The 18,695-nt window shown below is 63.4% G+C and carries 15 protein-coding genes and 1 tRNA gene; 8 read left to right on the top strand and 8 right to left on the bottom strand.

The features are described from left to right. Positions 1 to 46 precede the first annotated feature (46 nt). Both ACSYDV_RS06690 and ACSYDV_RS06685 read left to right on the top strand, forming a co-directional pair. Positions 47 to 370: a conjugal transfer protein TraD gene (locus tag ACSYDV_RS06690; protein ID WP_438323007.1), complete on the top strand. Its 324-nt coding sequence runs from the start codon at positions 47 to 49 to the stop codon at positions 368 to 370. 1 nt (position 371) lies between these two features. Then, positions 372 to 605, top strand: a complete 234-nt coding sequence (locus ACSYDV_RS06685) for a conjugal transfer protein TraD (protein WP_438323006.1) — start codon at positions 372 to 374, stop codon at positions 603 to 605. A 9-nt stretch (positions 606 to 614) separates the two neighbouring features. On the opposite strand, the gene ACSYDV_RS06680 is transcribed toward ACSYDV_RS06685, so the two are convergent. The 4 genes from ACSYDV_RS06680 to ACSYDV_RS06665 all read right to left on the bottom strand — a co-directional run bounded on the left by ACSYDV_RS06680 (position 615) and on the right by ACSYDV_RS06665 (position 3,577). Further along, on the bottom strand, positions 615 to 1,454 hold the full coding sequence (locus ACSYDV_RS06680) for an NYN domain-containing protein (RefSeq protein WP_438323005.1): 840 nt from the start codon (positions 1,452 to 1,454) through the stop codon (positions 615 to 617). Then, positions 1,451 to 2,377, bottom strand: a complete 927-nt coding sequence (locus tag ACSYDV_RS06675) for a HEPN domain-containing protein (protein ID WP_438323004.1) — start codon at positions 2,375 to 2,377, stop codon at positions 1,451 to 1,453. The genes ACSYDV_RS06680 and ACSYDV_RS06675 overlap by 4 nt, the downstream gene beginning before the upstream one ends. A gap of 61 nt (positions 2,378 to 2,438) precedes the next feature. Next, positions 2,439 to 2,687, bottom strand: coding sequence for a sigma factor-like helix-turn-helix DNA-binding protein (locus ACSYDV_RS06670; RefSeq protein ID WP_438323003.1), 249 nt, complete (start codon positions 2,685 to 2,687; stop codon positions 2,439 to 2,441). Beyond that, positions 2,684 to 3,577 (bottom strand): ArdC family protein, encoded by an 894-nt coding sequence (locus ACSYDV_RS06665; protein ID WP_438323002.1) that lies wholly within the window; start codon positions 3,575 to 3,577, stop codon positions 2,684 to 2,686. Before ACSYDV_RS06665 ends, ACSYDV_RS06670 begins: the two co-directional genes overlap by 4 nt. 536 nt (positions 3,578 to 4,113) lie before the next feature. Here ACSYDV_RS06665 and ACSYDV_RS06660 point away from each other — a divergent pair. Continuing rightward, entirely contained in the window at positions 4,114 to 4,335 is a 222-nt protein-coding gene (locus ACSYDV_RS06660) for a helix-turn-helix transcriptional regulator (protein ID WP_438323001.1), read from the top strand. Between the two features lie 56 nt (positions 4,336 to 4,391). On the opposite strand, the gene ACSYDV_RS06655 is transcribed toward ACSYDV_RS06660, so the two are convergent. The 4 genes from ACSYDV_RS06655 to ACSYDV_RS06640 all read right to left on the bottom strand — a co-directional run bounded on the left by ACSYDV_RS06655 (position 4,392) and on the right by ACSYDV_RS06640 (position 9,279). Then, entirely contained in the window at positions 4,392 to 4,715 is a 324-nt protein-coding gene (locus tag ACSYDV_RS06655) for a DUF736 domain-containing protein (protein WP_438323000.1), read from the bottom strand. A gap of 773 nt (positions 4,716 to 5,488) precedes the next feature. Next, entirely contained in the window at positions 5,489 to 7,276 is a 1,788-nt protein-coding gene (locus ACSYDV_RS06650; RefSeq protein ID WP_438322999.1) for a ParB/RepB/Spo0J family partition protein, read from the bottom strand. A 474-nt stretch (positions 7,277 to 7,750) separates the two neighbouring features. Further along, the gene (locus ACSYDV_RS06645) at positions 7,751 to 8,968 is read right to left on the bottom strand and encodes a tyrosine-type recombinase/integrase (RefSeq protein ID WP_438322998.1); all 1,218 of its coding nucleotides are present in this window, start codon (positions 8,966 to 8,968) and stop codon (positions 7,751 to 7,753) included. 224 nt (positions 8,969 to 9,192) lie between these two features. Further along, positions 9,193 to 9,279 (bottom strand) — tRNA-Leu (locus ACSYDV_RS06640). Positions 9,280 to 9,479: 200 nt separating this feature from the next. On the opposite strand from ACSYDV_RS06640, the gene ACSYDV_RS06635 reads away from it, so the two are divergent. The 5 genes from ACSYDV_RS06635 to gltB all read left to right on the top strand — a co-directional run bounded on the left by ACSYDV_RS06635 (position 9,480) and on the right by gltB (position 18,577). After that, positions 9,480 to 10,418, top strand: a complete 939-nt coding sequence (locus ACSYDV_RS06635; RefSeq protein ID WP_438322997.1) for a complex I NDUFA9 subunit family protein — start codon at positions 9,480 to 9,482, stop codon at positions 10,416 to 10,418. After that, positions 10,418 to 11,218 (top strand): undecaprenyl-diphosphate phosphatase, encoded by an 801-nt coding sequence (locus ACSYDV_RS06630; protein WP_438322996.1) that lies wholly within the window; start codon positions 10,418 to 10,420, stop codon positions 11,216 to 11,218. The genes ACSYDV_RS06635 and ACSYDV_RS06630 overlap by 1 nt, the downstream gene beginning before the upstream one ends. A gap of 158 nt (positions 11,219 to 11,376) precedes the next feature. Further along, the gene (locus ACSYDV_RS06625; protein WP_438322995.1) at positions 11,377 to 12,819 is read left to right on the top strand and encodes an NAD(P)-dependent oxidoreductase; all 1,443 of its coding nucleotides are present in this window, start codon (positions 11,377 to 11,379) and stop codon (positions 12,817 to 12,819) included. Positions 12,820 to 12,842: 23 nt separating this feature from the next. Next, the gene (locus tag ACSYDV_RS06620) at positions 12,843 to 14,018 is read left to right on the top strand and encodes a DUF2059 domain-containing protein (protein ID WP_438322994.1); all 1,176 of its coding nucleotides are present in this window, start codon (positions 12,843 to 12,845) and stop codon (positions 14,016 to 14,018) included. Between the two features lie 29 nt (positions 14,019 to 14,047). Then, positions 14,048 to 18,577 carry a glutamate synthase large subunit gene (gene gltB / locus ACSYDV_RS06615; protein ID WP_438322993.1) on the top strand — a complete coding sequence of 1,510 codons (4,530 nt, stop codon included), beginning with the start codon at positions 14,048 to 14,050 and terminating at the stop codon, positions 18,575 to 18,577. The last annotated feature ends 118 nt before the right edge of the window (positions 18,578 to 18,695 follow it).

Here is an 18,695-nt window from a genome sequence, read left to right as displayed (position 1 = left end):
CGCGATAGCTGAGCTGTCCGCTCCATTCAAACGGAAGGACAACCCCGTGCGCAAACCCCGTGATTTCGACGCCGAACTCCAGGCCCTCACCGACAAGGCCAAGGCGCTCAAGACGAAGAAGCAAGGCCAGTTTGGCGAGCTGGTCGTCGCGACCGGCGCCGATGGCCTGTCCATCGAGCAGCTCGCGGGCGCGTTGATCGAACTCGTCGGCGCCGACGCTGCGCGAAAGGAGGCGTGGCGCAAAAGCGGCGCGGCCTTCTTTCGCGGCGACGGCACCCGTGCTCGCAAAGCTACTGGCCGCAACACGGGCGGCGCATCGGCGAACGGTGCAGGCGCGGAACCGCCTGCAGGCGAAGGCGGCGCGGCATGACATGCGGGCGTGGCAGGTGAAGCGCCGCGAGCGCACGCGCCAACTGATCGAACTCGGCGGGCTGGTCGCAAAGGCCAATCTGATCGAAATCACCGGCGACGATCGCGCCGTCATTCTCGGATTGCTCGTTGAAGCGGCCGCGAAACTCGGTGGAGATGATCGCGAACAGCAAATATTGTTGTGGCGACGGCGCGGTCAGCGCGCCTTCGACCATGATCAGGTAGTCCGGTCTTGAAGCGCAACCTTACTGGGTCGGTTCGGCGGCGCGATCCTTGTTGCGCTTGTCAGCAACATAGCTGTGACCGTGTTCTGCTTTCACAATGTCGAACAGACCGGTTGCTGCGAACAACGCCGGAAAATTCTTCGCACCATAGTTGCGGGGATCGATCGGGGCCTGTCGTTTGATGGCGCTGCCCGCCGCCGACATTGCCGCCCATCCGTCGTCGCGCGCGGTCGCTTCGACTGCACCGCGCAAAATTGTCACGAGTTTCGTGTCCATCGCCAGCGATTTGCTCGCGGCCTTAGCCGGTGCCGCTTTCGCCTTGGCGGCGGGCTGCGCATTTGCCTTTGGTGCTGTCACGATATCAACCGACGCTGCGGGCGCCTCCGCACCCTCAAGGCTGTCGAGGTACAAGAAGGTCGTGCAGGCATTGACGAAGGGGCTGGGCGTTTTTCGTTCGCCGAAGCCGTAGACTTCATGGCCGTTGGCGCGAAGCTGCATGACGAGCGGCGTAAAATCGGCATCACTCGAAGCGAGGCAAAAGGCGTCGAGCTTCTGGGTGTAGAGCAGTTCCATCGCGTCAATCACGAGAGCAATATCGGTTGCGTTCTTGCCGGTGGAATAATCGAACTGCTGGATCGGCCGGATAGCAAAATCGTGAAGTTTGTCCTTCCAGCCCTTGAGGCTGGCACTTGTCCAGTTTCCATAGGCCCGGCGAATATTGGCGGTGCCATATTTGGAAAGCTCGGCAAGCATCGCCGCGATCTTGCCGTGTGATACATTGTCCGCGTCGATCAGAAGGGCGATCCTGCGATTGGCGGCGGCGCGGGGCCGGTCTTCAGTGTCGGCAGCATTGTCGATCATGTCCGCTGCACTTTCTCTTCTAGGGCGGCAAGGCGCTCCGAACAAATGGCATGAACGGCGCGGCCAAGTTCCTCGACGCAACCGCCAAGCCAAAGAAGCTCTTCCTCGGTGATCCGGTAGTGCTTCGAATAGCGCGCCTTCACATAGGCTTCTTTGAGCTTCTCGAAGTGCTTGCGATCAGCCTTCAATTCGCGCGGCCAGGCATCGACGAGGCGCATGTCGATGCGCTCGGCTTGGGTACGAAGAAAGCCGAGATTGTGAACGTGCGGCGTATAGAAGGTGCAGACCAGAAGCACGCCGTGATACAAACTTTCTGCGCCCTGATGCAGTAGGAAGGCAGCTTTCTTCCAGTCGCGTTCTTCCATGTAGAAGCGGTGCCCCTTTACGAAACTCGCCGCGCTGGGAATCCACTCGTCAAAATACTCCTGCGCCATATCGAGCGCCTGCTCGGGCGTCTTCGGCTTCGGTTTGTGCAATTCCTTGTCGTCAAACTCGTAGAGCGCGATGCCATCCTTCGCGACGTCCATGAAGAAATAGCGGCCATGCGCGAGCCCGTCGTTCACCTCCTGCATAGTGTGGACGATGAAATTCACTGGCGTGTGCAGCGTTTTGTCGATCGCGAGTTCGCGGTTAAGCCGGTCCTCGACCTTCAACCAATAATCGACCTTGTCGGTGAGCCGCTTGTCGCTGACGATGATCAGCAAATCGAAGTCCGAACGATAACCCTTGGCGGTGTGCGGTTCATCGACCCAACCGCCGCGCGCATAGCTGCCGTAAAGGATCAGCTTCTCGATCCGGCCCTTCTTCTTCCAGCTCATCGTGGCGAGCGCGATGCTGTCGGCAAATTCCTCGAAGATGATCTGCTTCACGCGCTCGAGTTCGCGCTGTTTGTTGGCCGGGAGATGATCGAGGTCGGTGCGCATAGTCTTTACCCTGTAATTCCATAGGCCGGATGGCAAGTGCCATCCGGCCTATGCACGGTCATCACGGCCAGAATTGCCACCACCATGGATCTTTCTCGTCCATGGCTTTCATGAGCACACGCAGACTGCCCGCAAAGTGCCACTCAACTTCGGCGACGGTGATTTGGAACCGTGCGGCGATTTCGGAATAGCTAAGCTCCTCGACGCGGATGGCGAGGAAGACCTTGCGGTCCATCCCCTGCATCCGGTCGACGGCACGCTCAGCGCGGCGAAGGCGAAGACGATCTTCGCGGGACATGCGGGTGGTCATTGCCCCTCTCCCGCATGGCCAAGCAGATAGTCCGACGCCTTGCTGGCCAGACTGGCGGCGCGGAAGATCGCCTTGTCATCGCCCTGCAGCACCGAAAGCCACGACGCGATATAGTCCGAGTGCCGCACCGTCGGCGCGATACCGAGCGACGCGCAGGTGAACGCCGCCGCCATCTCGGCGACAAGCTCTTCCTTCGCATAGGCCTCCGATCCGAACCCGCCCTTCTGGTCGCGGTCCAACCGGCTGGCGTGGCCGGTCCAATGGCCGAGTTCATGGAGCGCGGTGCGATACCAGTTAATCGGCTCATGGAATGCCGACTGCGGCGGCACCTGCACAAAGTCGTGGCTCGGGCTGTAGAAGGCTTCGCCGCCGCCGATCTGGAACCGCGCGCCGCTCGCCGCGATGAGTGCATCAGCTTCGACGATGGCGAGCACCGGATCGGCGGCAGTGGGCACTGCCGTGAAGCCCTCCGGCAGACCGTCGCACTGATCGACATTGAACACGACAAACCGCTTGAGGAACGCAACCTGCCGCGCCTCGCGATCTTCGCCGCGCGCCTGCTCTGCCTCGGCCTTCGGCGTGAAGCGGTCGGCGTAACAGATGATGGTGCCCTTCTCGCCGCGACGGACGTTGCCGCCCGCTGCCTCGGCCTGCCGGTAAGTGAGCCAACGCTGCGACGCAAAACCCCGCCCGATGACCTCCGCCCACAGGATCAAGACATTGATCCCGGAATAACGCCACTGGGTTCCCGCATTATGCGGCATCGTGCAGCCGCAAGCCGCGCTGTCCCAAGGCTGCACCCATGGCAACCGCCCTTCCTCCAGTTCAGCGATGATCTTGCTCGTGACCTCGGAATAGAGGCTCTGCCGCTCGACATTCTGCTTGGCCATTTCCCTTCTCCTTCAAACCACCGCAGCCCGGCCCGGAAGGGGCGCAGGGGGGCGGCAGGAAGGAGCCGGAAGACCCGCGTCATCGGGCGGGCTGCATCCGTAGGACCGAAATGAAATGGAGGACCCGTGGAACACGGGTTGCGGCCCGGCCGGGCGGGGCTAGAGGCGAGTGACGCCTCCCTGCGTCCCTGCCGTGCCGGGGACAACAACGCCGCCGCGAAGCGGCGACCGTATGCGCGCCAGAGGCGCCTACCCAGGATAGACACGTACAACATTCGAGCCGTTCGCGGCGCGGCAATTATGGAAGCGACCGTCTCAAACGGTCTCGGATTTCCCCGCGTGAGACAGAAAGAGCATAATCGAGCACATTTTTTCGATCGCACCATGGGGTCGTTTCGGGGTCGTTGGGGGTCGGTAGGGTCCGTTCTGGGGCTCCTAAGGACAAACCGCCATTTTTCCTGCGCTTGACGAGATGTCACGACGCTCCAATCTTCGATTTGCATGGCCATGCAACCTCGATCCCCGGAGTAATTGCTATGACATCTCAATCCCATCTTCGCCTAATGCGCCTCAACGAAGTTCTCGATCTCACTGGCCTGAGCCGCGCCACCCTTTATCGGAAAATCCATGCCGGAACCTTCCCGCCACAGCGCAAGATTGCTGAGCGTTGCTGCGGCTGGCGCACAGGTGAGGTCGGTGTTTGGCTCAACAATCCGATGACCTTCACCGTCGCCGACCTGGATCGCGGCACGACCTGAACCTGCGCGCGTGTCGACCGCCCCGCACCGACGAATTGGTGCGGGGCGGCCGGCCTCTAGTCGGCCGGGTTCCAGATGAGGGCATAGCCGTCTTCGCCGTCCTGACCGGCGGCGCGGCCAAGGTTGGCATAGAGCCGGCGCGGTCCAAACTCGGGAGCGGCCAAGCTCAGCGAGACATATTGCTCCCCCGAGACCTGACCGACGCGGATCCAGCCTGCACCGATTTCGACGCCTTCAGAATAAACGCGGTAGTCGGGCTGGACGTCGCCGCTCTTCGAGCGGTTGGTTCGGATCTCGATGCTTGCGCGGATCGAGAGCGTCTTGAGCTGGCCCACGAAACCTTTTTCGATGGTGCCGTTCACAAAGCCGATGGATGCCATTGGTCGTCTCCTGATATTTGCCGCGAGGACCATTCCTGCGACATGGGCGGACCAGAGACCGGCGCATGAGGCGGCTCGCGAACCCGCAGGGCCGCAGCGTCAGCGGAGGACTTGAGGCGGTCGATTATTTGGGAGCGAAGCGGCCGCGAGGAGCCTGCAAAGCAGGCGGGGAAATAATCGCGCCGCCGATGGTTACGCGGGACGCCGCGCCGGTCCAGGTCAAATCACCCGTCGCCGGGGATGGTCTTCGGCTCGATGGAGAGTGGGCCAGCAGGATCGGATCAGAGGCAACGAAGGTGAAAAATGGCGGAAGCGGGACGCACGACCGCAGCGCCAAGGATGTCCACACGCCGATGGTCCGGCACCTCACACCCCGATCTGGTCGATTTTCGAAAGGTCGCCGAGGATCGCGCCGACGCGCCGACATTTCGAGAAATGCGATGAACTGTCGCACATCCACCCGATTTGGCGTCTTCATACAATCCGGCCCCACCGGCAGCGGCCATAGGCGGTGCAAGATGATCTTTCATCGGACGCTCCCTGATTGCGACCCAGGGGACCGTTCGATGGTGGGGGCGATATTCTGCAATGCAGACATCGTTGAGGGCGGCGCGATTTATCGCGCCGCCTTTTTACCTTCCGGCCTCCGCGCGCCGTTGCCGCTTGCGGTAGCGGTGCGCAAAAATGAAAAACGCCGCGACGGCCCGCAGGGACGGCGCGTCAATTCCCGCACAGGGAAAGTGGGCAGGCGACCGAAGCCGCCCGCCCCGATATCATGCTGCGAGCGGCGGCTCTTCGCTATCATTCTCTCCACTGGCCTCGGCGGAAGCGGGCGTATCGTGCGCGGCAAGTTCCGCCGCCACGCGAGCCGCCGACTTCACGCTGCCCACGCCGCCGCGCGCGGTGCAGGCCGAGGGCGGGAACGCCATCCACTGCGGCACCCACGGCTCGGCCTTGGCACGTCCGTTCTCGCCCTCAAGGCAATCGGTGATGATCGCCTTGAGGGCCTTGCCCTTGGCGTCCTTGTTTCCGGCTGCAACGTCTGCGCCCGCTACCTCGCCGACGATGGCAAGCAGCACTTCGCGGTCGCGAAGCTGGTCGAAGAAGGCCGCGTCCGCCGACCAGTGACGGCGCATGTCGGTGCCGAGATGAAGGCCGATCATTTCCACCGCCTCGCTGCCCGCCCTCAAGGTTTCGCCCATGACGATCGCGACAATCTCCATCACCACCGGATCGGGCAATTCGAGAAGCCGCGCGAACAAGGGAGCAAAAGGGGGGCGGTGAAAGCCCTTTCCGGTGACGGTTGGCGCTTCCTCATTGAACCCGAGCACGGCAAGCACCGCGCGGCGCTGGAGGTCGAAGGCCGTTTCGGCGGAAGACGTCTCCACACTCTCGGCGATATCTTCCTTCGGCGCGCGCTGCGCCTCGATATCGACGCGCCAGAGGTCCGCGCCCGCGATCACATGCGCGAGCATCGCCCGCAGTGCGACCCCGCCATGGCCCGCAAGATCAGCCCGCACCGCCGCATGGCGATGAAGATCAATATAGGCATTGAGCGGACCCGACACTTCGGGACGCGATGGCTTGTCGATGATGGCATCACCCTCACCGCCGCCCCGCGAAATCCGCGCCGCTTCCTTGCCGGTGACGAAGCCTTCGTGGAACGTCACCTCGCCGCTCTCGCGAACCTCGACATAGATGCGACCGGCCTTGCGCTTGCCAGCATGAGCATGATCCCATTCACGGAACCACTGGCCGCGCTCCATGACGATCACGTCGGACCATCCGGCTTCGAAATAGTCCGCCTTGCGCGCCTCGACCTCCGCCATCTGTGCCGACCAGAACGCATCGCTGTCAGCAAAGAATCGATCCTCACCGAACAGGTCGGCGACAATGCCGCCCTTGAACGCATCGACGTCGAACAGCGCATGTTTGACCGCAATCGCCGTGCCGCCGAACAGCCATGCCTTGAGCTGGTGGCCGGTCGGGCAATAGGCGCTCTCGTCGTCGAGCAGCGCCAGCCACGCCTTCTGCTGGCTCTTCGATGCGAGGGTCAGATGACGGACGGTGCCCACATCGATCTGTCCGCTACGATAGAGAGTGCGAATGCGTGGGAGCAAATTGCCGAGCGCAAGGATGCGCTTCACCGCCGACGGCTCAAAGCCGAAGGTATCGGCAACCTCTTCGACGCTGCGCCCCGCCTTCACCAAGGCGACGAAGCTCTCCCACTGGCTGACCTCATCGGGCCGCACCCGCGCAAGATTTTCGAGCATCGAGGCTTCCAGCGCATCGGCATCGTCACCCTCGTCGAGGATCGCGCATGGAATAGGCCGAACCGCCCCGCCCTCGCGCGCCACAGCGTTGACGGCGGTAAAGCGCCGACGTCCCGCGACAATCTCATAATGTCCTTCGGCGCAGTTCGGTCGAACAAGCAGCGGCACGAGAATACCGCGCGAACGAATGCTCGGGAGCAGATCGGCGACCTCAGGGTCTTTCCCCTTCCCGCGCATGTTGGCGGCCGCAATCGACAGATGATCGAGATCGATAAAGTCGAGTTTCATGACAATCTTCCTTCTCTCTTCAACCACACCCGGCCCCGGACGGCGGGGCGGGCGGCGAGAAAAGGCAAAGGGACCGCGCCGGAGGCCAACGCGCACCCGCAGGGCCGCAATGAAATGGAGGAGCCGCGCGAAGCGCGGCTTGCGCACCGGCCGAGCGGTCCCACAGCCGCGCGCCGACTGCCACGCTGTCCGTGGCCGGCCAATCATAACGCCGCCGTGCGGTCAGCGCGGCGTCATTATCGGATAGAAGAACGCGCCCTTGTCGCAGCCGCAGGCGCGGCGGCGTGCGCGCGGGCCTGTGGGCCAGCCGCCGCCGTGCCAAGAAGCGAGACAAGAGCGTTGCGCGGCCCACCGTGCCAACGCGCGACCTCTGGCGGCGCCCGTCGCCGTCAGTGTGCGCTCAATTGAGGCCGCGCTCTACTTGCCCCCGTTGCCTTGCAGAGTATCTGATCAGGACGGCGGGAGCCCCGACGTTCAAGCCGCCATCAGAGATTTGACCACATCCATTTTGCTGTCGCGCAGCGCATCGAGATAGTCGCTCCACCATTGGTGCATCGCGACCCGCTCTTCCCAATAGCGCCCACGATTGTAGATTCCGCGCACCGCATTCGGATCGGCGTGAGCGAGCGAACGCTCGATTGCATCCGGGCTCCATTTCCCGCTCTCATTCAAGAGCGACGAGGCGGTCGTCCGAAGCCCGTGCGCCGTCACCTCGCCGGTCGCATAGCCCATGCGGCGGAATGCCTGGTTGATCGTATTCTCGCTCATCGGCCGTTTCGACGTGTGAAAGGCAGGAAAGACGAAACCTTCCGGCCCAGTCAGCTGATAAAGCGCTTCCAGATAGACGAGCACCTGACGCGACAGGGCCACAGCATGTGGCCGTCGCATTTTCATTCGCTCGGGTGGAACGGTCCAGATTGCCGCCGTCAGGTCGATCTCGGCCCATAGCCCCTGCCGCAACTCGCCGGGTCGCATCATCACATGGGGTGCAATCTGGCACGCAAGGCGCGTGATCGCATTTCCAGTATAGCCGTCGATCGACCGCAACAATTCGCCGACTCCTGCCGGATCGAGGATCGCCGCGTGATGCGTCACTTTTGGCGTCACGAGAGCTCCGCGTAACACCGATGTCGGATCGACCTCGCCTCGCCCGGTTGCCACGGCATAGCGAAAAACCCGGCTCGCGAACGACCGGCAACGCCGCGCCGTCTCACGCTTGCCGCGTGCTTCGAGCTTCTTGAGCGCCGCGAGCACTTCGATCGGCTTGATGTCAGCAACCGGCATGGCGGCGATCGGCTTCAATTGTGCCAGAAGCCAGTTCGCTTTCACTGTCGTTGTTTCCGCACGACCGTCGGCGACCATCTTTTCGATATATTCCTTGGCAATGTCTCCAAAGCTGTTCGCGGCCTTGAAGGCGGCGGTCAGCTTTTCACGCCTCCGCTCGGCTGCGGGATCGAGGCCCTCGGCAAGTTGCTGCCGCGCCTCGTCGCGCTTGCGCCTGGCGGCAGCCAATCCGATTTCGGGATAGCTGCCCAGCGAGATTCGGCTTTCCTTGCCAAGGTGGCAGAAGCGGAAGCGCCACAGCTTGGCTCCCGATGTGCGAACTTCAAGATATAGTCCGCCGGCATCCGGGACCTTATACGCCTTGTCTCGGGGCTTCAGTGCCCGAAGGCGAACATCGCTCAGCGCCATCTATCCACTCCTCCATCGATGTGTCTCGACGGTCGGAAGATTCGCCACTCAATTCTTGGCACATGGGTCACCAATTTGGTCACCTGCGACGTGACCCGTTACGTGACCCGGATTTTGCCGAGATGGAGTGAAATCTCTCTGGACAGCACAAGACAGAACCAAGCAGAAAATGGCAGATTTCTGCCCTTTTTACAAGGGTTCTTGGATGTCATGAGAATGGTAAATGGTGCCCAGAAGAGGACTCGAACCTCCACGACCTTGCGATCGCCAGCACCTGAAGCTGGTGCGTCTACCAATTCCGCCATCTGGGCACGGGGTAGGAGCGGGCGATTAGCTGCGGGGTGCGATGCTTGTCAACCGCGCTGCAACCATCCTTGCAAAATTTATTGCTAAGCGACGGTTTCGCGTCGGAAACGCGGGCGCCCCCTTGCCCTGCCCGGTGCTTCGCGGCATGGGGAGCGCGGGCGGCGCGTCCCTCGCGCCGCGAAAGAATCGACGACAGGCGAACGCGATGCGAAATCTCGACGGACAATTGATCACCATCTTCGGCGGCAGCGGCTTCGTCGGCCGCTATGTCGTGCAGCGGCTCCTGTCGCGCGGCGCGCGTGTGCGCCTTGCCGAGCGCGAGCCGCGCAAGGCCCTGTTCCTGAAACCACTCGGCGGACTGGGCCAGACGCAGTTTGTCGCCGCCGACGTCCGCGACGCCGCCAGCGTGTCGCGCGCCGTCGCGGGCAGCGATGCTGTCATCAATCTTGCCGGCAGCTTCGACGACATGTTCGCGGTCCAGGCCGATGGCGCGGGCCATGTCGCAGCGGCAGTCAATGCCGCCGGCATCCCTACCCTCGTCCATATCTCGGCGATCGGCGCCGATGCGAACAGCCCGTCAAACTATGGCCAGAGCAAGAGCGTTGGCGAAGCCGCCGTCCGCTTGACCTGCCCCGGCGCCGTGGTCCTGCGGCCCTCGATCATCTTCGGCCGCGAGGATCAGTTCATCAACCGCTTCGCGGCGCTGATCCGTATGCTGCCGGTCGTCCCGGTCATCGCGCCGAACACGAAATTCCAACCCGTCTATGTCGGCGATGTCGCGGATGCGGTGGTCGCGGCGCTGGACGCGTCGGCGGCAGGCCAGACCTTCGAACTTGGCGGACCACAGCAGTTCAGCATGGCCGGGCTGCTCGAATGGATCGGAGAGGCGACAGGACGCAATCGCCTGTTCGTCCCCATCCCCGATGCCGTCGCCTCCCCGCTCGCACGCGGCTTCGGCTGGATGCCCGGCGCACCGATTACAAAGGATCAGTGGCTGATGCTGCAAAGCGACAATATCGTTGCCGACAATGCTGCGGGGCTCGCCGATCTCGGCGTCACGCCGACCGCGCTCGCGGCGGTTGCTGACGGCTGGCTCGTTCAATATCGCCGCAACGGCCGCTTCGCGCAGGTTGCGGCGCACTGATGAGCATCTGGCTGACCGCGATCATCCTCGGCATTGTCGAGGGGCTGACCGAGTTCCTGCCCGTCTCGTCGACCGGGCACCTTATCCTCGCGACCGAACTTCTCGGTTATGACGCCTCGCGCTGGGCGATCTTCAACATCGCGATCCAGCCGGGCGCAATCCTTGCGATCGTCGTGCTGTACCGGAAGCTGTTCTGGGACATGTTCACGGGTTTCTTCCGCCGGGATCCGGTCGCGGTCGCCTTTGTCCGCAACCTGTTGCTCGCCTTTTTCCCTGCGGTGATCCTCGGCCTTGCGCTGGGCGATTATATCGAAGTGATGCTGGAAAATGCCGTGATCGTCGCATGGGCGTTGATCGTCGGCGGCTTTGCCATCCTGCTGGTCGAACGCTTCGCCAAGCCAAAGGAAAGCGGCGGGGTCGCCAATCTGTCCACGCGCCAGTCGATCCTGATCGGCCTTGTCCAGTGCATCGCGATGATCCCCGGGGTCAGCCGGTCGGGTGCAACGATCCTCGGCGCTATGTCGCTGGGCGTCGATCGCAAGACCGCCGCCGAATTCAGCTTCTTCCTCGCGTTGCCGACGCTGACCGGCGCAACGGTGCTGCAATTGTTCAAGCATCGCGACGCGATCACGACGAACGACCTCAGCCTGATCGCGGTCGGTGCCTTTGTGTCGTTCATCGTCGCATGGGCGGTGATCAAGGCGTTTCTGGCCGTCGTCACCCGCTATGGCTTCACGCCCTTTGCTTGGTACCGAATCATCGTCGGCGTCGCAGCGCTCATCTGGCTGGGGATGAGATAGGGCCGAATTGAGACTAACCGTGAAAGATAGTTGCGTAAGAGACTTTAAACCCGTCAAGGGCATCAATTTAAGGTCAGCATTGCTGACCTAACTCGTATTTCGTCCGTGACAGCGACGCAGCAGCTGTGCATTTGCCCCGCAACGAAGGGGAATTTGCAATGGCTGCCGATCGCATGCTCCAGTTTGTCGGGCGCGAACAATCTTATCCCGACAAGCGCTCCGCCGCCGAGCGCGCGCGTGATTTCAATGAAATCGCCGAGCGCTATGCGGCGCCCGACGCCGATGCGCAGGCATCGCGCTGCTCGCAGTGCGGCGTGCCCTATTGCTCGGTGCATTGCCCGCTCCACAATCATATCCCCGACTGGCTGCGCCTGACGGCCGAAGGGCGGCTGCGCGAGGCTTATGAACTAAGCAACGCGACCTCGACGATGCCGGAAATCTGCGGCCGCATCTGCCCGCAAGACCGTCTCTGCGAGGGCAATTGCGTCATCGAATTTTCGGGCCATGGCGCGGTAACGATCGGCAGCGTCGAAAAATATATCACCGACACCGCATGGGCGGAAGGCTGGGTCGAACCGCTGCAGCCCGGGCGCGACACCGGCCAGTCGATCGGCATCATCGGCGCCGGCCCCGCCGGCCTCACCGCCGCCGAATATCTGCGCGTCGAGGGGCATGAAGTTCATGTCTATGACCGCCACGACCGTGCCGGCGGCCTCCTCACCTATGGCATCCCGGGCTTCAAGCTGGAGAAGGATGTGGTGATGCGCCGCATCGACCGGCTCGCCGAAGGCGGCATCCATTTCCATCTGGGTTTCGACGTCGGCGGCGACGCCACGCTCGACCAGTTGCGCCAGAAGCATGACGCGATCCTGATCGCGACCGGCGTCTACAAGGCGCGCGAGATCAACGTCGCCGGTAATCAGGCCGAAGGCGTGATCGCCGCGCTCGACTATCTGATCGCCTCGAACCGCAAGAGCTTTGGCGACGAGGTCGCGGCGTTCGACGACGGCAGCCTCAACGCCGAGGGCAAGCATGTCGTCGTCATCGGCGGCGGCGACACCGCGATGGATTGCGTCCGCACCGCGGTGCGACAGGGCGCCAAATCGGTGAAATGCCTCTATCGCCGCGACCGCGAGAATATGCCGGGATCGCAGCGTGAGGTTTCCAATGCCGAGGAAGAAGGCGTCGAATTCGTCTGGCTCTCCGCTCCCGAAGCCTTCACCGCCAACAAGGCCGTCAAGGAAGTCGCGGTTGCCGGGATGCGCCTCGGCGCGCCCGATGCCAGCGGCCGCCGCAGCCCCGAAGTCGATCCGGGTCGCAAGTTCGACTTGCCCGCCGACATGGTGATCAAGGCATTGGGCTTCGATCCCGAAGAACTGCCGCACCTGTTCGGTTCGCCCGATCTCAGCGTCACCCGCTGGGGCACTTTGCGCGTCGATCATCAGACGATGATGACCAGCCTGCCCGGCGTTTTCGCCGCGGGCGACATCGTGCGCGGCGCCAGTCTGGTGGTCTGGGGCATCCGCGACGGCCGCGATGTCAGCGAACAAATGGCAAAGTGGTTGAAAGCCAAAGCGAAAAGCGAAAAGAGGGCCGCATGACCATCTTGAGAAGGACCATGCATATGTCGACTTTCAAATCGCTGCTGCTCGCCGGCACCATCGCCCTCACCCCGCTGGGTTCGACGGCCATGGCAGATCCGAAGGAATCCGCCAAAGAGGCGCCGATCGCCGAAATCGTAGCGCCCGCGATTTTCGAGGCTCCGGCGGAAGACGCAGTCGAATCCGAAGCCGACAGCGAAGCCCGTGCCGCCGAAGCCAAGGCAAAGATGCAGCGCGAGATGGACGAGGCCGTCGCGATGATCGAAAAAATCTTCGACACCAGCGACCTTCCCGCGATCGAACCCGCGCGCCTGACGCTTGCCGAGCAGACGACCGCCGCGCTCGTCGCGCCGGGCAGCCTCGAACGGATGATCGACAATCTCTACGGCAAGATGTTCACGCGCTTCATGAAAGAGTTCGACGGCACGTCCGACCTGATGATCTCGATCAAGACCGGGGTCGAAAGCGATGAGATCGCCAAGCTCGATGAAAAGAGCAAGGAAGCGATCGCCGACATGTTCGATCCGCACCGCAAGGACCGCGAAGATCAGATCACCAAGATCATCAAGCCGCTGATCAGCGAAGCGCTCGCCGATGTCGAACGCCCGATGCAGGGCGGACTGGCGAAAGCCTATGCCCGCAAATTCTCGGTCGGTCAGTTGAACGATCTCAACAGCTTCCTCGCGACCCCGACCGGCAAGGCCTATTCTCAGGAATGGATGGCGCTTCAGGCCGACCCCGAAGTCATGCTGGCGGTGGTCAAGGCGATGCCGCCGCTGGTCAACAAGTTCATCGACCGTGCCCCGACGATCGAGGCCGATATGAAGGATCTGCCGCAGGATCGCGCCCTTGCCGACCTCAACGAAGCCGAACTCAAGAAGCTCGCCAAGCTGATGAAGGTCAAGGTGAAGGTGCTCAAGGACCATCGCGACCTGTGGAGCGAGGACGCTGTGGCGACCGAAGCAGCAACCGACGTGGCGGAAGCCGCGACCGATGTGGATTACGCCGCAACCGCGGTCGACGCTGCGGCGGATGCCGCAGAGGCTGCCGCCGATGCAGCCGTCGCGTCCCCGGCCTATGACCGCAGCAACTGGTCCGACGCCGACCGCACCCGCGTCGAGGAACTCGAAGCCGCCTTTTATGAAGCCGAGCAGGCGGCGATCGCCAACGCGAGCGCCAAAAACCCTTCTTCCGAATAGGCTTTTAGCCACCCGTCAGGAACATCGACATGAACCATTACCCCACCCCCGAGCACGCACGCCTCGCCAGCGAAGGCATGTATCGCCCCGACCTGGAATCCGATGCCTGCGGCGTCGGGCTCATCGCGGCGACCGACGGCAAGGCTTCGCGCCGCGTCGTCGAGGCGGCGATCGAGGCACTGCGCGCGGTGTGGCATCGCGGTGCGGTCGATGCCGATGGCAAGACGGGTGACGGTGCGGGTATTCATGTCGATCTGCCCGTGCGTTTCTTTGACGATGCGATCGCGGCTTCGGGGCACAAGGTGCGCCCGAACCGCCTCGCCGTCGGCATGGTCTTCCTGCCGCGCACCGATCTGGGCGCGCAGGAGGAATGCCGCACCATCGTCGAGTCCGAGATCATCGACGCGGGCTTCACCATCTATGGCTGGCGTCAGGTTCCGGTCGACGTGTCGGTGATCGGCGACAAGGCGCAGCGCACGCGTCCCGAGATCGAACAGATCATGATCGCGGGGCCCCTGCCCGACGAACAATCGCTCGCCGAGTTTGAAAAGCAGCTCTACCTCGTCCGCCGCCGGATCGAGAAGAAGGTGATCGCGGCGCAGATCGCGGACTTTTATATCTGCAGCCTGTCGTGCCGCTCGATCATCTACAAGGGCCTCTTCCTTGCGGAAAGCCTCGCCGACTTTTTCCCCGACCTCACGAACAAATTGTTCGAAAGCCGGGTCGCGATTTTCCATCAGCGCTATTCGACCAACACCTTCCCGCAATGGTGGCTGGCGCAGCCCTTCCGCTGCCTCGCGCATAATGGCGAGATCAACACGATCCGCGGTAACAAGAACTGGATGCGCAGCCACGAAATCAAGATGGCGAGCCTCGCCTTCGGTGAACATTCGGAAGACATCAAGCCGGTGATCCCTGCGGGCGCATCGGACACGGCGGCGCTCGACGCGGTGTTCGAAACCCTGTGCCGCGCCGGCCGCGATGCGCCGACCGCCAAGCTGATCCTCGTCCCCGAAGCATGGGCGCACGATGTCGATACCCCCGACAGCCACCGCGCGATGTACACCTATCTCGCCAGCGTGATGGAGCCCTGGGACGGCCCCGCCGCGCTCGCGATGACCGACGGCCGGTGGGCGGTCGCGGGGATGGACCGCAACGCGCTGCGTCCGCTGCGCTACACGCTGACCGCCGACAATTTGCTGATCGTCGGGTCTGAAAGCGGGATGGTGCTCGTTCCCGAAGCGAGCATCCGCAAGAAGGGCCGCCTCGGCCCCGGTCAGATGATCGCGGTCGATCTCGAAGAAGGCACGCTTTACGAAGACCGCGCGATCAAGGATCTGATCGCCGATGCGCAGGATTATGGCGCGCGCGTCACCGGCTTCCGCACCATGGCCGACCTGCCCAAAGGCGGCAAAGCCAGCCTGCCGGCGTGGGAGCGCAAGGAATTGCTCCAGCGGCAGGTCGCCGCAGGGCTGACCATGGAGGATATGGAACTGATCCTCAGCCCGATGGTCGAGGATGCCAAGGAAGCCATCGGCTCGATGGGCGACGACACCCCGCTCGCCGTCATCTCCGACAAGCCGCGTCACGTCGCGCAATTCTTCCGCCAGAATTTCAGTCAGGTCACCAACCCGCCGATCGACAGTCTGCGCGAACGCCATGTGATGAGCCTGAAGACCCGCTTCGCCAACCTTGGCAACATCCTCGATGCCAAGGGTCAGAGCGCACATGTGCTGGTGATCGATTCCCCCGTGCTCGTCGGCGACGACTGGGATCGGCTGCGCGCCTATTTCGGCGATGCGGTCGCCGACATCGATTGCACCTTCAAGGTCGATGGCGACGCATCGACGCTCCGCGAAGCCATCGCCCGCGTCCGCCGCGAGGCCGAGGATGCGGTGCGCGCCGGGCGCAGCGAATTGTTCCTGACCGACCAGAGCATCGGCGAAGGCCGCGTCGGCGTCGCGATGGTCCTTGCCGCCGCCGCCGTCCACACACATCTGGTCCGCAAGGGCCTGCGCAGCTACGCCTCGATCAACGTCCGTTCGGCCGAAGTCCTCGACACCCACGCCTTTGCCGTGCTGATCGGCGTTGGCGCAACGACCGTCCACGCCTATCTGGCCGAAGCCGCAATCGCCGACCGCCATGCGCGGGGCCTGTTCGGCAAGGAGCTGTCGCTCGACGATTGCCGCCTCCGTTTCCGCAAGGCGATCGACGACGGCCTGCTCAAGATCCTCGCCAAAATGGGGATCGCGGTGATCTCCAGCTATCGCGGCGGCTATAATTTCGAAGCGGTCGGCCTCAGCCGCGCACTCGTCAACGACCTCTTCCCCGGCATGCCGGCGAAGATTTCGGGAGAAGGCTATCAGTCGCTCTTCATCAACGCGACCGACAAGCACAAGGCCGCCTATGACGCACGCGTCGCTACGCTGCCGATCGGCGGCTTCTACCGCCAGCGCGCGGGCGGTGAGACGCACGCCTATTCGGCGCAGCTGATGCACCTGCTGCAGACCGCCGTCGCGACCGACAGCTATTCGACCTATCTGCAATTCGCGCGCGGGGTCGCCGACCTTCCCCCCGTGTATCTGCGCGACCTGATGGAGTTTAACTATCCCTCGCAGGGCGTCGCGCTCGACAGCGTCGAGGCGATCACCGAAATCCGCAAGCGCTTCGTCACCCCCGGCATGTCGCTGGGCGCGCTGTCGCCCGAGGCGCATGAAACGCTGGCGATCGCGATGAACCGCATCGGCGCGAAAGCCGTGTCGGGCGAAGGCGGCGAAGCGAGCGAACGCTATCAGCCCTATGCCAATGGCGACAATGCCAACAGCAATATCAAGCAGATCGCGTCGGGCCGCTTCGGCGTCACCGCCGAATATCTCGGCGCGTGCGACGAGATAGAGATCAAGGTCGCACAGGGCGCCAAGCCCGGCGAAGGCGGCCAGCTTCCGGGCTTCAAGGTCACCGAGTTCATCGCGCGGTTGCGTCATGCGACGCCGGGCGTGACGCTGATCAGTCCGCCGCCGCACCACGACATTTACTCGATCGAGGATCTGGCCCAGCTCATCTATGACCTGAAACAGATCAACCCCAAGGCCCGCGTCTGCGTCAAGCTCGTCTCGAGCGCGGGGATCGGCACCGTCGCGGCAGGCGTCGCAAAGGCCCATGCCGACGTCATCCTCGTCGCGGGCAACACCGGCGGCACCGGCGCCTCGCCGCAAACGAGCGTCAAATATGCCGGCACGCCGTGGGAAATGGGCCTCAGCGAAGTCAATCAAGTCCTCACCCTCAACGGCCTCCGCCACCGCATCCGCCTCCGCACCGACGGCGGGCTCAAGACCGGGCGCGACATCGTGATTGCCGCAATCCTCGGTGCCGAGGAATTTGGCATCGGGACTTTGAGCCTCGTCGCAATGGGCTGCATCATGGTACGCCAGTGCCACAGCAACACCTGCCCCGTCGGCGTCTGCACGCAGGACGAGAAACTGCGCCAGAAGTTCACCGGCAGCCCGGAGAAGGTCATCAACCTGATGACCTTCATCGCCGAGGAAGTGCGCGAAATCCTCGCGAAGCTCGGCTGCCGCAGCCTCGACGAGGTGATCGGCCGCACCGAATTGCTGCGTCAGGTCAGCCGCGGCGCCGAACATCTCGACGACCTCGATCTGAACCCGATCCTCGCAAAGGTCGATGCGCCCGACGATCAGCGCCGTTCGCAAGGACCGAGCTTCCGCAACCCGGTGCCCGACAGCCTCGACGCACAGATTTTGAACGACGCCAAGCCTTTGTTCGATCGCGGCGAGCGGATGCAGCTGACGTACAATGTCCGGAACACCCACCGCGCCGTGGGCACCCGCCTGTCGGCCGAAGTCACCGCGCGCTTCGGGATGACCGGGCTCGCCGACAATCATGTGCAGGTCCGCCTGCGCGGCACCGCGGGCCAGTCGCTCGGCGCCTTCCTGTGCAGCGGCATCACATTGGAAGTCTTCGGCGACGCCAACGACTATGTCGGCAAAGGCCTGTCGGGCGGCCGCATCGTCGTGCGCCCGACCGTGTCGAGCCCGCTGGTCAGCCAGCATAACAGCATCATCGGCAACACCGTCCTCTATGGCGCGACCGCGGGCACCCTGCTCGCTGCGGGTCAGGCCGGCGAACGCTTCGCGGTTCGCAACTCGGGCGCAAAGGTCGTCGTCGAGGGCTGCGGCGCCAATGGCTGCGAATATATGACCGGCGGGACCGCCGTCATCCTCGGCCCGGTCGGGTCGAACTTCGGCGCCGGGATGACCGGCGGCATGGCCTTCATCCTCGACACCGACGACAGTTTCGAACGCCGCGCCAACGACGAATCGATCGTCTGGCAGCGCCTCGACAGCGCGCATTGGGAAGCGGTGCTGAAGGAATTGGTCGAAGATCATGCGCAGGCAACCGGCAGCAAATGGTCGAGCGAAATCCTCGCCGACTGGGATCGCTGGCAGGGCCGTTTCTGGCAGGTCTGCCCGAAGGAAATGCTCAGCCGCCTCGCGCATCCGCTCAGCGATGCGCCCGCCGAGGTGGTCGCGGCAGAGTAGGCTCAACAATCCTCCCTGTCGCGAAGCGATGGGGAGGTGGCAGCGCGAAGCGCTGACGGAGGGGCTTGGGCGCCGGCCCCTCCACCATCCGCTTCGCGGACGGTCCCCCTCCCCATGC

The sequence above is a fragment of the Sphingopyxis selenitireducens genome (genome assembly GCF_051550705.1).
GTDB lineage: Bacteria > Pseudomonadota > Alphaproteobacteria > Sphingomonadales > Sphingomonadaceae > Sphingopyxis.
This window is presented reverse-complemented; position numbering and strand designations above follow the sequence as displayed.

Bases quoted from the DNA above. Each gene is read 5' to 3' on its own strand.
- ACSYDV_RS06635 (WP_438322997.1), top strand. From the start codon at position 9,480: ATGCGAAATCTCGACGGACAATTGATCACCATCTTCGGCGGCAGCGGC.
- ACSYDV_RS06675 (WP_438323004.1), bottom strand. From the start codon at position 2,377: ATGCGCACCGACCTCGATCATCTCCCGGCCAACAAACAGCGCGAACTC.
- ACSYDV_RS06685 (WP_438323006.1), top strand. From the start codon at position 372: ATGCGGGCGTGGCAGGTGAAGCGCCGCGAGCGCACGCGCCAACTGATC.
- ACSYDV_RS06625 (WP_438322995.1), top strand. From the start codon at position 11,377: ATGGCTGCCGATCGCATGCTCCAGTTTGTCGGGCGCGAACAATCTTAT.
- ACSYDV_RS06655 (WP_438323000.1), bottom strand. From the start codon at position 4,715: ATGGCATCCATCGGCTTTGTGAACGGCACCATCGAAAAAGGTTTCGTG.
- ACSYDV_RS06680 (WP_438323005.1), bottom strand. From the start codon at position 1,454: ATGATCGACAATGCTGCCGACACTGAAGACCGGCCCCGCGCCGCCGCC.
- ACSYDV_RS06630 (WP_438322996.1), top strand. From the start codon at position 10,418: ATGAGCATCTGGCTGACCGCGATCATCCTCGGCATTGTCGAGGGGCTG.
- gltB (WP_438322993.1), top strand. From the start codon at position 14,048: ATGAACCATTACCCCACCCCCGAGCACGCACGCCTCGCCAGCGAAGGC.
- ACSYDV_RS06620 (WP_438322994.1), top strand. From the start codon at position 12,843: ATGTCGACTTTCAAATCGCTGCTGCTCGCCGGCACCATCGCCCTCACC.
- ACSYDV_RS06660 (WP_438323001.1), top strand. From the start codon at position 4,114: ATGACATCTCAATCCCATCTTCGCCTAATGCGCCTCAACGAAGTTCTC.
- ACSYDV_RS06670 (WP_438323003.1), bottom strand. From the start codon at position 2,687: ATGACCACCCGCATGTCCCGCGAAGATCGTCTTCGCCTTCGCCGCGCT.
- ACSYDV_RS06650 (WP_438322999.1), bottom strand. From the start codon at position 7,276: ATGAAACTCGACTTTATCGATCTCGATCATCTGTCGATTGCGGCCGCC.
- ACSYDV_RS06645 (WP_438322998.1), bottom strand. From the start codon at position 8,968: ATGGCGCTGAGCGATGTTCGCCTTCGGGCACTGAAGCCCCGAGACAAG.
- ACSYDV_RS06665 (WP_438323002.1), bottom strand. From the start codon at position 3,577: ATGGCCAAGCAGAATGTCGAGCGGCAGAGCCTCTATTCCGAGGTCACG.